General features: G+C 58.8%; 9 protein-coding genes and 1 pseudogene. 4 read left to right on the top strand and 6 right to left on the bottom strand.

The genetic code is table 11. The annotated features are described in order from the left end of the window. Positions 1-6 precede the first annotated feature (6 nt). Both JQ641_RS27210 and JQ641_RS27205 read right to left on the bottom strand, forming a co-directional pair. Entirely contained in the window at positions 7-843 is an 837-nt protein-coding gene (locus tag JQ641_RS27210; RefSeq protein WP_211998952.1) for an FkbM family methyltransferase, read from the bottom strand. Between the two features lie 128 nt (positions 844-971). Then, complete coding sequence (locus JQ641_RS27205; protein WP_211998951.1) at positions 972-2,525, bottom strand: hypothetical protein; 1,554 nt, start codon at positions 2,523-2,525, stop codon at positions 972-974. A 270-nt stretch (positions 2,526-2,795) separates the two neighbouring features. Between JQ641_RS27205 and JQ641_RS27200 the strand changes: the two genes are divergently transcribed. Beyond that, positions 2,796-4,226, top strand: a complete 1,431-nt coding sequence (locus JQ641_RS27200; RefSeq protein ID WP_211998950.1) for a hypothetical protein — start codon at positions 2,796-2,798, stop codon at positions 4,224-4,226. A gap of 222 nt (positions 4,227-4,448) precedes the next feature. Here the strand turns inward: JQ641_RS27200 and JQ641_RS27195 are convergent, their stop codons facing one another. The 3 genes from JQ641_RS27195 to JQ641_RS27185 form a co-directional block, all read right to left on the bottom strand. After that, the gene (locus JQ641_RS27195) at positions 4,449-5,261 is read right to left on the bottom strand and encodes a class I SAM-dependent methyltransferase (protein WP_211998949.1); all 813 of its coding nucleotides are present in this window, start codon (positions 5,259-5,261) and stop codon (positions 4,449-4,451) included. A 128-nt stretch (positions 5,262-5,389) separates the two neighbouring features. Further along, entirely contained in the window at positions 5,390-6,280 is an 891-nt protein-coding gene (locus JQ641_RS27190) for a class I SAM-dependent methyltransferase (protein ID WP_211998948.1), read from the bottom strand. A 137-nt stretch (positions 6,281-6,417) separates the two neighbouring features. Next, positions 6,418-8,571, bottom strand: coding sequence for a M10 family metallopeptidase C-terminal domain-containing protein (locus JQ641_RS27185; RefSeq protein WP_211998947.1), 2,154 nt, complete (start codon positions 8,569-8,571; stop codon positions 6,418-6,420). 578 nt (positions 8,572-9,149) lie between these two features. Here JQ641_RS27185 and JQ641_RS27180 point away from each other — a divergent pair. The 3 genes and pseudogenes from JQ641_RS27180 to JQ641_RS27170 form a co-directional block, all read left to right on the top strand. Further along, positions 9,150-9,294 (top strand): annotated as a pseudogene (locus tag JQ641_RS27180) (sugar phosphate nucleotidyltransferase); the annotation flags it as partial. A gap of 317 nt (positions 9,295-9,611) precedes the next feature. Beyond that, positions 9,612-9,905 carry a Rossmann-fold NAD(P)-binding domain-containing protein gene (locus JQ641_RS38760; protein WP_211998946.1) on the top strand — a complete coding sequence of 98 codons (294 nt, stop codon included), beginning with the start codon at positions 9,612-9,614 and terminating at the stop codon, positions 9,903-9,905. Between the two features lie 7 nt (positions 9,906-9,912). Then, complete coding sequence (locus JQ641_RS27170; protein ID WP_211998945.1) at positions 9,913-11,325, top strand: mannose-1-phosphate guanylyltransferase/mannose-6-phosphate isomerase; 1,413 nt, start codon at positions 9,913-9,915, stop codon at positions 11,323-11,325. 162 nt (positions 11,326-11,487) lie between these two features. On the opposite strand, the gene JQ641_RS27165 is transcribed toward JQ641_RS27170, so the two are convergent. Beyond that, positions 11,488-12,915 carry a gamma-aminobutyraldehyde dehydrogenase gene (locus tag JQ641_RS27165; protein WP_211998944.1) on the bottom strand — a complete coding sequence of 476 codons (1,428 nt, stop codon included), beginning with the start codon at positions 12,913-12,915 and terminating at the stop codon, positions 11,488-11,490. Positions 12,916-12,919: the final 4 nt, after the last annotated feature.

Here is a 12,919-nt window from a genome sequence, read left to right as displayed (position 1 = left end):
ATTTTTCTAGGCCTTGGCAATGACATTGATGCTGGCCCCATCGCGTGTGGAGTTCGTAATCTCGTCGATACCCAACTCGCGCCAAGCAGTATCCCGCTCATCATAAAAGCGGTATCCAAGCGGGATGAAAAAGCTAAACAGTTCGCGCAATGATTTTCCGTGCTCTTCCAGGACGTATGGCGCAATTTCCATCACGAATACCGGCCGATCACGGCTCAGCATTTTCTCGGCTCCAGCAAGCACTTCGCATTCGTATCCATCTACGTCGAGCTTGACGAGCGAAACCCGCAAGTCGCCATTCTCGGCAAGCAATCCATCCAGACTACGCGTCGGCAAGCCATCGGTTGGCATCGGTTGGCCAAGGTGCTTTTGATGGAAATCCTTACCGCCGGTTAGCGGCCAGCTTGAATAGATTTTTGCCGGAGCTGAATCGGCATTGGCCGGTCCGACAAAGCACTGGACCGCGGTCACCCGCTCGGGCAGACCCGGATTGAGCGAGAGATTGCGCTGTAGCTTACGAAACGCGAAAGTTGTCGGTTCGAACGCAAAAACCCGACCTTCGGGTCCGATCAAGCGCGCCATATGTAAAGTATGCGCGCCCACATTCGCGCCAATATCAAGTACGGTTGTCCCGGGCCTGACCAGTCGCGTGAGCGCTTTCGAAGTGGACGGCTCGTACCTTCCAAGGTAGATGGCGAAGTCGATGCCTTCGGCCAGATCCAGTTCGAAACGATTGCCGTTCCGATTCACGATGCAGCGGTCAGATTGTCCAACGACAGCGCGCGCCCCGCGCACGAAGCGGTAAGCAATTTTTGCAAGCGCGATTTTTTGCTTGGTTTTCATGAGTTACGGCGCCCGGTCGAAAGAAACATTGTACCTTGCGCTTCTAGAGCCGACTTTGATTTGCGAGGCGGCCATAAGTGCTCGGTTGGTGCGAAAGCTCGATCGTGAATATTCCATACACTGCCCCCTCATTTGCATAGCGGTTCAAAAGCAGATGCGATGTCTTTGGCGAGATAGCCATTGGCTTGAATGCAAATTTCTTCCTTCGGTGTTGTCCCATCCACCATTCCTGCAATAACGTTCTGCTTGGTCGTTGCCACCGCGACGATCACCGCCATCGCGATCACTGCCATCCGCGCGACGCACGAAACGGCGACGCTTCGAAGTTGCGCCAGCGCCACTCCGAACGCCAGCAGAATCCACGGATCAACAAAAATCGAATAGACAGATGCAAAGGCGCCGTAACGAATATTGTCAATCCCGACCAGCAAAGATGTGAATGAAAGCAACAGAAGAAGTTGCCACGTCACCTGCCAGCGACGGTAGATGGCAAGGATGACCGCGCTGCCTGCGGTTATCCAGAACAGCAATCGATACGGTGATCCGAGCGGATTGCCGCCGAACCACTCCGCCACGATATGCTTGCCGATCGCCGACACTATTGCCGTCGCGGCAGAGCCGAGCTGGTTCGGATCAGGTGTTCGGACATCCTTCTGGACCAAAAAAGCCGTCATGTGCTCGATGGGATTGGCATCGATTGGGAATAGCGCGGGATGCGGGCGGATAAACAGCAGCGACAATCCCACTCCAAATCCAAAGCAAACGAAGGCGGCCCCGATATTGGTTTGGCGAGAATCGACAGAAAACCACCGGCCATAGACCATCATACAGAGCGTGCAGTAGGCGATGATTGCTGGGATGTATGCATAACTAAGCGGCCCCAGTTTTCCGACCGCCAACAGGAACGCTATCCAGGCCGGCGCCACGAGCACAAGAAGGGCCGCTTGCAATTTATAAAGTTTGGCCGTGCTCCATTCGCGGGCTACTCCCTCGCCGGTCAGGTATGGCCTGCCGAACACGACCGCGAGCGCCGGAATCGCAAATAGCGTGAAAATGGCATGCACTTTGGTATTGTAGGACAGACTAGCCAACAGCCCCGCCAGTCCGAGCAAAAGATGGGTGTTCCAGCCTGGCAATCGGCCAGCGAGGTAGAGGGCAACAAACGTCAGCCATAGGAAAAACGTCGCCAACAATTCCGTGCGAAGAACGATGGTCTGAGCAGACAGGCCTTGGCTAAAAGCAAACATAAGCCCAACAAGCAATGCCGCAAACCAATCATGGGTAACGCGCCAAACTGTCAGGAAGAACGCCGTCGAGAAAGCCAGACCCGTAACAAGACTGAACAAGCGTCCAACGTTCACCAAATCTGCGAAGGCAGCGAGTTGATCCGGCGATGTACGCAAGGCGGATAGATTATAGATCGGTACCGCGTTTACGAGGTAAGCGAGTCGATAGACGACCGACAACAACGAGTAATAGATATAGCCATGGTGCGCTGTGTCGCCCTGTGCGAGACCATCAGCTAACAACAGCGCCTGATAGCTGAATACGATGTCGGCATCCGGGTGAGAGAACGGGGCTCCGCCCCAGCGTTGATAATATGGGACGACCAGGGTGGCGATTGTGACTGCAAGCACTCCGGCCGCAGCTTTCGCCATCTTGGCCGCGGTCGGAGCGAGCATTAACGTGGCCTCCAGCTCATTCAAAAAGGGTGCGTCGGCTGAATAACAATGATTGGCATTCAACACCACCCCTGACGCATCTCGGGTAAAAAAACCTGCGGTTCGAGCGGATTCGTTGATTGGGCGTCATTCTTCGGTGGCAAGTCTATCCGGGACAAATTCGCCTGCAAGCTAGGGCTCGCCGCAGCCTTTGGTAGCAGTCGCCAGACTTGACTATTCGGATCACAACTGTCTCTGCTAATTCATTGATGGATTAGGACAGGTATTCAAATGGGAATGCTCCGTGATGCGGCCCGCCGACTGCCGGCGCCGGTCAAGCAGCTCATCCGCTCTGCATTGCCGGTTCCGCCCGCAACACCCGCGGAGCCGGCTCAGCCGGCGAAAGAGGACAAGACCCGTACTTACGTTGCTGCCGGAGCAGCGCCGACCCACAGTATCCACAACCTTGGGCCTCTCTCCGCCTTGTGGTTGCGAGAGACCATCGCGGCCTATAGCAACGGCTCTGAGGCCCAGCAGAACGCCACCAGCGTGGCCGTCTTCAATGAGGTCTCAAAGTACCCCGGCGGCGCCGGCGATATCCTGACGCCCTACGTTAAAGCCAGGTACGGCAAGCACCCGTTGTACAGGCAAATAGCCGCCGCCCATATGCTTGGGACCGGTGACCATCGCGCGGCGTTCGATGCGCTGCAGGCCTTGGCCATCGACCGCAAGACACCGTTTGATGCAGCGATGGCGGCGTGGCCGTTGATGAGACCGGCGGGCCGTGAGCGAGAAGCGCTCGACTACCTTGACCGGCAATGCGAGATTTTCCCCGATGATCTCGTCTTGCGCGTCCATCTGGCGACCGCGCTTTATTGCACCCGACAGACCGCACGCGCGACGGATGAAATCACCCGCATCAAGGACGGGCTGGACGCGGTCCTGTCCGACGGCTACGGGCAGCACCTTGTTGAACTGCGTGCCGAACTCGACAAGGCGCTGCGCGACAAGACCATCTATCGCCGCTTCAACTTCGATGAGACTTCGTACCGCGAGGATCTGATCGACAACCACTGGGAGCCCTACTTCCATTGGATGACGACCCAGAGCGAACACGTCATGTTCGGCTGGCTCAACCGGTTCTTCGCGAACAAGCTTGCCGACCTCGGTAGCGGGATCGATGAGGTCTACAATTTTGGCGTGATGTGTGCCCAGCCGGATTCCGAGGCCGCCACGAAATTGCCGGGCACCAAATTCATCGGCGTAGACCGGCAGCGAACCACGGCCGCGCTCAACAAACTTGCTTATCCACTCCCAAACATGACGTTCTTCGGCGACGAGATCGAGAACGTCTTGGCGAGGCTGGCAATCGGCCCGACGCGCTCGTTGTTTCACGCGCGCACCACAACCCTTTGCTACCCGGAGAAGGTGCGCCAGCTCTATCGGACGTGCGCTGCAAAGGGCTTCAGGCGAATCGGGCTGTTCGAAAACATCGCGCTCAGTCACGACAGCTATCGCTTCTATGACATGGGCGGCGACATCGAGAACGCCTCGACGATCTACAAGAGCGACCAGTTCATCCACGACTATCGGGTGCTGTTGGAAGAGGCTGGCTACCGGATCACGAAGGAAGAGCGGATGTTCTCACCGCTCATCACGCCATTCAGTGAGATAGATTTGGGCTCCGTTCATGTGTATCTGGAAGCAGAGTTGAACTCGTGAGCGTATCGTTTGCGTTCAATTACGGCGCTAATTCCCTCTTTCTGGGAGGCGGCAGCCAGGCTGCCTTGGCGGTGGGGCACTTAGCCAAGGCGGCAAAGGCGCAGACGGCGTTCTGATCATCCAGTACGCGCGTTGATCTTGCAGCGCTTGAACCGCTGCTGCGGGGTTGGTGCACGCTGTTCATCGCCGATAGGACTGGTAGGCAATTTCTAAAGTCAGGACCTACTTCGTCACTAGCGCGTACAGATCGAGCCCGACCCAAGGACCTAGCATTTCCACCCTCAGGCGGCGAGGAATGCGGTCAAAATACCGATGTTCACCCATGTTTGTTCGAAAGACGTCGCATCGGGAGAATTCGGCAAGCATCTTGGTCAGCACCGCCTTTGAGACCATGGCGGTTTCCGGTGCGGACTCGCCGGCGGCGTTCGTGTCGTACTGTGAGGCTCCCTGCCTGCTCAGGTGCAGCGGCGCACTGCCAGCAAGTGCATATCGGAACGTGGTGATCGGGAACTTGATCCAACGAATATAGTTCGTCGCGTCATAGACCATGATCGTCGCGCGACCGCCGGGCTTGAGAACGCGCCGGACTTCATTGATGCCACGCTGCAGGTTACCCGTGTGATGAAGGCAACCGATCGTCACAACATGATCGAAGGTGTTGTCCGGGAAGGGAATGTCAAGCGCTGAGCCTTCGATAGCCCGCCCTGGCAAGTGCGCTATATCGAGCCGATGATTGACCCAATGAACGGGCCCGCTCGCTATGTCGAGTCCGGAATAGTCGGTACCGGATGCAGCGAGCCGTTGCGAGACGGACCCGTAACCGAGTCCGATTTCAAGCACCTTCTTGCCAGCGAGCTCGCTGAAAGGAATGAAGCGGTCGAGGTAATAGTAAAAGCCGAAAAACCAGTCGTCGTATTTCTGGAGGGTTTCGGAGTCATGGCCGCGGAGCCCAAGACGGGTTGCGGCAACCGATCCGCATAACTCGTCCCAGAATTTCCGGTTGCTGACATCGATGGTTGCCTGGCTGCCCGTCATAAGGCCCAACGTAGAGCCGCAATCAAAAGATGGTCAAGATAGAAAGATTCGCAAATCCGGGCGCCGGGCTGTTTCGGAGCTTCGCAGGAGAGTAGGGCGCCAATCTCAGGCGGGCGTAACGGAGCCACCTATTTGACCGCGGTCATGTAGATGTCGAGGCCGCCGATGCGCGGCCAGCAGGTGAGCAGGAGGTCATTGCGCGTGCGACGCTGGAACGGCCAGTCCGTGGTTATGTTCTGGCGGATCGCCTTGAAGCTTCCGAAGCGGCGGCACATGTGCCGCAGCGAGGTAACCGAAACGACATCGAGATGCGGGGCGACCTCGCCGGCCAAATTGGCGTCATAGATGCCGCGGTCCTTCGGTCGCGTGTCGAACGCGCCGCGGTGCCCGAATCGTTCACTCAACCACAGCCCAGCCGTCGCGCGCGGAGCGTCGTGCCAACGCCGGAACGAATAGGCGTTGTACACCATGACGATCAGCCGTCCGCCGGGGCGCAGCATCCGGTAACACTCGTCGATTCCTTTCGCCAGATCTCCGGTGTGATGGAGGCACCCAATCGTCACTATCATATCAAAACGATCGTCTGGAAATGGAGCGGAGAGAACAGATCCCTGTTGCGCCGTCTGGTCTCGCCCAATCTGCCGCAGCCGATCGTTTGCCATCGCGACCGGGCCGAGCGCGATGTCGAGGCCGGTGTAAGTCCCGCTCCGTTCCGCGAGGCGCTGGGCCACCGTTCCGTAGCCGAGGCCAATCTCAAGTACGTCCTTGTCGCCCACTTCATGGAACGGGATCAGCAGCGGCAGATACGGATAGTGGCCGAAGAACCAGTCGTCGAACCGCTTGAGTGAGGCTTGCGAGCTATCCGTGACGCCGAGCTGCTTCGCCATCTCCGAGCCGCACAGCTCGTCCCAAAAGCGGGCGTTTTTCTCGTCCAAGGCAGCTACCGACATACTTCTAGGATGGCATATTGGTTGCTGTCGCGTCAATTGACGGCGTGCGTCAAATGCGTTCGCGCTCACCTTCGATCTCCCGGAACTTGCAGCCAAGATCCGGCGGGTCCGGGAGCCTGGACAACGCAACGTCCACAAGCAGGCCGATCGTCCAGGCGCGATCGGCGATTCGTAACGCCGGTTTTCCAACTCGCTGGTGAGGACGGTTACACGAGGTGGAATTCAGACGGGATGAACTTGAACCCGTCGATATGCACGCCCGCCATATCTGCAGCCAGTACGTCGAAGGCCTCGTGAACCGCAGGGCCTGCATGAGGGCTGACGAGAAGATCAAATTGCCTGATCAGCGCTGCATTTCCATCTATTGCTGCGGGCGTGGCAAGATTGGAGAAGTGGAAGCTGTCAGACGCGACCGTGGCGGCGGGAGCCGAGTAGTTGACCTGAGAAGTCGTCACGTTTCCGGCCGCGTTCTTGTAGGTCACGGTTGTGGTCCACGAGAACAGATCATGCGGGTCGTAGTTATAAATGATCTGGCTGCCGTCGCGCTGGACGTAAGTCACGCTGGTTCGGCTGCCGGTGTCGTCGAAATTCCAAACGATGCTGCTGTAGCTGTGTTGTCCGAGAACGTCGTACTCGTACAGCACCGATGAGTTGTCAGCATATTGGTATATAACCGTGGTGCGGCGATTCTGCGCATCCAGTTCCCAGATATCAGCCAACGTCGATGTTTGGCTTCCCACCGAATAGTCATAGATCTTGTGGGTTCCATCATCGAAATCATAGGTGATGGAGATCGGTCGATAGGGATTGTTGTAATAGTGAACCTGGATGTCGGCATAGCGCTCTTGATTAGTTACGTCAAAGTCGATCGCACGATGCGTGCCATCGTCATTATTATAAGTTACCGACGTGGTGCGACCTTGCGTATCGACGATCGTCACGAGATCGGTCCAGGCGTAGCGATTGAGTGGATCGTATTGATGTAAATTCTTCGCTCCGCTGTCGTAGACGGTGTTGATTTCGTAGATTCTGTTCTGATCGTCCAGAATGGTTGTGATTGATGACCAGGGATTGTTGCCGGAGTCGGTCTGGACGACGGCATGGGTTGACGGCGGGATGAGCTGGGCGCCGGTATACGTGCCGTCGGAAAACTGAAAATACTCGATGCTGATGGCCGTGTCCGTGCCATCGGGCGATCCGGCCCGCGCGTCGGTCAGCGTGATGGTGCCATTCTGGTTGAACGTGGCCAGATATTGTAAGCTTGTTCCGGACAAGATGAGCGTATCGGTCCCAGCGCCGCCATCGATGACGTTGTTGGCGCCATTCTCATAGATGATGTCGTTGCCGCCGCCGCCGATGGCGTTTTCGATGATGGTGCTAAGTGCGATCGAAACATTCTTCGTCAGCGCGCCGACGTTGGAGAAGGTCCCGGGACGAAGGTCGATGAGCTGGTTGGAGGAATAGCCGGACAAGTCCAGCGTGTCGTTGCCGCCGCCATCCCAGATCGAGAACACAACCTGCTGGGTCGAAGAGGTGAGCTGGAAGGCCGCATCGGCATTACTATGGAACCCGTAGGTCGTGCCGCCGGTGGCAAAACTGGTGTTGGCGCCGTAAAGCCTCTGGATGGCAGCGATGTCGTCGAGCAGCGGAGTCGAGGCATAGACCGTTTGACCGTTGTAGACGTGGTTCGCTCCCGTGTTGAAGGCATTGAAATAGCTCATCACGCTGTACTGCCGGGTATCCTCCACATATTGCGCGCTGTTGCCATAGGTGATGGTCTGGCCGGGCCCGGCGTTGTAATCTCCGGGGTGCTCGAGCCCCAGCGCATGGCCAATCTCATGGATTATCGTAATGAGATCGTATGAGCCGGGGCGCAGGTTGGTCGTGCTTTGATAGGCCGTGTTAAGCCAGACATCGCCTTGGAAGCTGGTGGCGCTCTGATTGTTCGACGATGGGTAATAGGCGAACGCCTGCGCACCGTCGGTCGTCGAACGATAGTTGCCGAACAGGATCGTCGCGCTGTTGGTGTAACCCCCGGCGTTGACCTCCGTGAACGAGATATTCGCGACGTTCGACCACATTCGCATGGTGGATTCGACGGCGGCCATTTCCTGGGCGGTGAACAGGCTGAAGGTGCCTGCTTCGTTACTGGACGAGTTATAGGTTGGGGCGCTGGCGCGGAAGCCGAAGGTGATTGGTCCGACGGCGGTCCCCAACGATCCGCTGCCCCAGTGGAGATTGTCACGGGTGATCCGCGCCCCAGCCTGTGTCGGATCGAGATTTGCAGTCGGAGCAAAGCTACTGACGCCGCCGTCAGTTGCGGCGGCCACATGGAGGGGGTTGCCGCATTGTTCGCACATCTAGGTTGCTATCCTAGCCCAACGAGGCCGAAAACCGCAGTGCCACATTACCACACCGAACTTTTTGTTTGCGTCGATATTCGCTCGCTTGGCTCGGACCGGAAGTGGGCAAGGTCACTGGAGCAAGTGTGCGAACCGTTATTTTCTCAGGGCGCGGTATCGAAACCATTAACGCGAGCTGGTCGATTCAATCGAGTATTCGAGGTGGAACGGCGGGGCGGCGTGACTTCACCTGCGTCAATGACGTCGCGCGAACCACCGTTCGCCTACTGGGTGGTCCGCCCCAGGGGGCCCGGTCTGGAATTCCGAAGCGCCCGATTCAAGCTTGAGCGCGACGCCGTGGGAAATCATAATATCGGCAACAATCGGCCGAAGGCATCTTGCACGTGGTAACGAGCGGCGCTGGGAAATCGGCAAAGCTGGAACTGCTGCCGATGCATCCGGCCAAAGATCCCGCTCGCGACGTTGGGTTCAGGCCATTCACGACGATCGAGGAGGGCGTCGCCCGCTTCGATGTCGTGACTATCCAGAATCTGAGCCCGGTAGGCGCCCATGACTCGACGAATCAGCCTCTGATCATGTGCGGCGGTACCGGAATGCGGTTGTGGCCGGCCTCGCGCGAGGTTCGGCCGAAGCAGTTTCGGCCGCTGCACGGCAAGCGCTCGACCTGTTCAGGACACTCTGACGCGCGTTTCGGATGCCGCGCCGTTTGCGCGCCCGATCTATGCGCCTACATCTTCCGTTTACGACGCCAACACCAAATTGCCATTTTCGGTCGATGACAAAGCGGAACATCCGGTGAGTCTCTATGCAGCGACGAAAAAGGCCGATGAATTGGTGCCGAATTCCTGGAGCCATCTGTAGTGGGGTCCGGTGAAGGGAATTACGGTTTTTTTACCCCGTTTGGGCCGGGGAGCCGGCTGGATATGGCGATTCTTCCTGTTTACAAAGGCGATTATGGCAGGCACGCCGATCAAACTCTTTAACCATGGCAAGATGCAGCGCGACTTGACCTATGTCGACGAGTGACGCATGGCATATTGCGGCTGATCGATTACGTGCCCGGGAATGCCGAGGTCGGCGGCGCGCCTGTGCGAATCTACAATATCGGCAACAACCGGCCGGAAGGCCTCTTGCTCGTCGTGGCGGTTCTGGAGAAGGCGATGCGCCGCGCGGCGACAAAAGAGATGTTACCGACGCAGCCCGGAGATGTGCTGGCGACCTATGCCGATATCGACGATCTCATGCGCGACGTCGATTTTCGGCCGCAGACATCGATCGAAGACGGTATAGCCAAATTTGTCGCCTGGTATCGCGACCACTACGAAGCTTGAGGCACCGATGAACCGACGAATCATTCCCCTGATCATGTGCGGCGGCGCCGGGACCCGGCTGTGGCCGGCCTCGCGCGAGGTTCACCCCAAGCAATTCCTGCCGCTGTTCGGAACGCGCTCGACGTTCCAGGACACCTTGATACGGGTTTCCGACGCGGCGCTGTTCGAGCGTCCTGTCATCATTACCAACAACGCCTATCGCTTCATGGTGCTCGAGCAACTGGCGGAGATCGGCCTGGAGGCCGACGTGCTGCTGGAGCCGATGCGGCGCGATTCCGGGCCTGCGATCGCGGCCGGCGCCGCCTTCGCGCAGACGCGCGACAAGGATGCGATCATTCTGGCGCTGGCGGCCGATCACGTCGTGCGCGACACCGCAGCCTTCGTCGCCGCCTGCCGCGAGGGGCTTAACGCTGCGCAAGCCGGGCACATCGTGACCTTCGGCGTGCAGCCCGAGCGTCCCGCCACCGAATACGGCTACATCAGCCCCGGCGATGTCATCTCGGGACAGGTTCGCGCGGTCGCAAAATTCGTCGAGAAGCCCGACGCGGAAACGGCGGCGGGCTATGTCAAATCGGGCTACCTCTGGAACAGCGGCAATTTCATGTTCCGCGCCGCGGTGCTGCTCGACGAGTACCGCAAGGTCGATACCGCCAGCGTTCAGGCCGTCGCCGATTCCGTCGCCAACGCCGGCAGCGACCTCGGCTTCATCAAGCTCGATACCGATACGTTCGCTTCCGCCAAGTCGATCTCGATCGACTATGCGGTGATGGAGAAGACCTCGCGTACCGCCGTGGTGCCGGTCGCCTGCGGCTGGTCCGATGTCGGCTCCTGGCATGCGGTGTGGGAATTGTCCGACAAGGACGGGCAGGGCAATGCCGCGCGCGGCGCCGCCGTGTTCGAGGATTCACGCAATTGCAACGTGACGACCGACCGTGCGCTGGTCGCGCTCGAAGGCGTCGATGACCTCGTGGTGGTCGCAACGCAGGACGCGGTGCTGGTGTCCAGGCAAAAGGACGCCAACGGATTGAAGCGGCTGGTCGCGACATTGAAGAACGTGGCGCCGCAAGTGACCGAGGACCATATCAAGGTGCACCGGCCCTGGGGCTCCTATCAGTCGGTCGACAATGGCGAGCGTCACCAGGTCAAGCGCATCATCGTCAAGCCGGGCGGGCGGCTCTCGCTGCAGAAGCACCATCACCGTTCCGAGCACTGGATCGTGGTGCGGGGCGCCGCGCGCGTCACCGTCAACGAACTGGTCAAGACCGTGCACGAGAACGAATCGATCTACATCCCGATCGGCGCGGTGCACCGGCTGGAGAATCCCGGCAAGATCCAGCTGGAGCTGATCGAGGTGCAGACCGGCAGCTATTTCGGCGAGGATGACATCATCCGCATCGAGGATGACTATCAGCGCACGTAGTCTAGGCGGGAGGACGACAGCTCGCGAGATCGCATTCCCCTTGCGCGCGGAGACCGCCGCATTGGTCATCGATGCCGGCATCACAGCCCAGGCCAGTCTGCCATCAGGAACACGGCCGCCACCAGGCGGTGGTGCGGATCCAAGGCAAAACAACCCGTGCCACTACCCGTGCGCGACCATTACATGGCGCACGGCCGTGTAGTCTTCCAATGCGTAGAGCGACATGTCCTTGCCGTAACCCGACTGTTTGACCCCGCCATGCGGCATCTCGTTGGTCAGCATGAAATGTGTGTTGATCCAGGTGCAGCCATATTGCAGCCGAGCCGCCGTCGCCATTGCGCGTCCCACGTCCTTCGTCCATACCGACGAGGCCAGCCCATAGTCGCTGTCATTGGCCCAAGCGACCGCATCATCGACTTCTGTGAACCGCGTCACCGACACCACCGGCCCAAAGACTTCACGCCGCACGATCTCGTCGTTTTGCAGTGCGCCCGCGACGACGGTCGGCTGGTAGTAGAAGCCGTTGCCCCCACCGACCTTGCCGCCGGTCGTGATGGCGACATGTTTGAGTTCCGACGCACGCTCGACAAAGCTTGCGACACGATAGAGCTGACGCTGAGAGATCAAGGGGCCAATCTCGTTTTCGGTGTCGTCCGCGCGATCGTACTTGATCGTTGAAACGGCAGACGAGAGATCCGCAACCAGCTTGTCGTAAATCCCCTTGCCGGCATAGATGCGGCAGGCGGCTGTGCAATCCTGGCCGGCATTGTAGTAGCCGAAGGCGCGCAATCCGGTCACCACCGCCGCGAGATCGGCATCGTCGAAAACGATGACGGGGGCTTTGCCGCCAAGCTCCAGATGTGTGCGCTTCACCGACTTTGCCGCCGCCTGCAACACCTTCTTGCCGGTTGCGACGTCGCCCGTGATCGAGATCATGTTGACCTTGGGGTGGTTGATCAGCGCGTTGCCGACCGTCTCGCCGCGCCCGAGCACGACGTTGACCACACCTTCGGGCAAGATGTCTGCCAGGACTTTGGCTAGTTTGAGCGCTGTCAGCGGCGTCTGCTCGGAGGGCTTGAACACCACCGTATTGCCTCCGGCGATGGCTGGCGCGAGCTTCCAGGCCATCATCATCAGCGGATAATTCCACGGCGCGATGGATGCGACGATGCCGATCGGGTCGCGGCGGATCATCGACGTGAAGCCTGGGAGATATTCTCCGGCGATTGCCCCGGGCATGGTACGGACTGCGCCGGCGAAGAACCGGTAGCAGTCGACGATCGCGGGCAGTTCGTCGTTGAGCACGGCGTTGATCGGTTTGCCGCAGTTGAGCGCCTCGAGCTTGGCAAACTCGCTAGCCTCCGCCTCGATACGGTCGGCGATGCGCAAGAGATAGGCCGATCGCTGTGCAGGTGTCGTGCGCGACCAGGTCGCAAACGCTTTCTCGGCGGAAAGGATTGCGGCCTCGATCTGCTGCAGCGAGGCCTCGGGCATCTGCAGCACAATCTCTCCGGTGCGCGGATTGAAGATCGGCTCTTCGGTTTCGGCTCCCTTTTCGAGCTTCGAGCCGATCAGCATCGACATATCCATGGCC

It is taken from the genome of Bradyrhizobium sp. JYMT SZCCT0180, assembly GCF_018130165.1.
In the GTDB taxonomy this organism is placed as follows: Bacteria; Pseudomonadota; Alphaproteobacteria; order Rhizobiales; family Xanthobacteraceae; genus Bradyrhizobium.
Note: the sequence above shows the minus strand (reverse complement) of the source record. Positions and strands in the feature narration are given on the sequence as shown.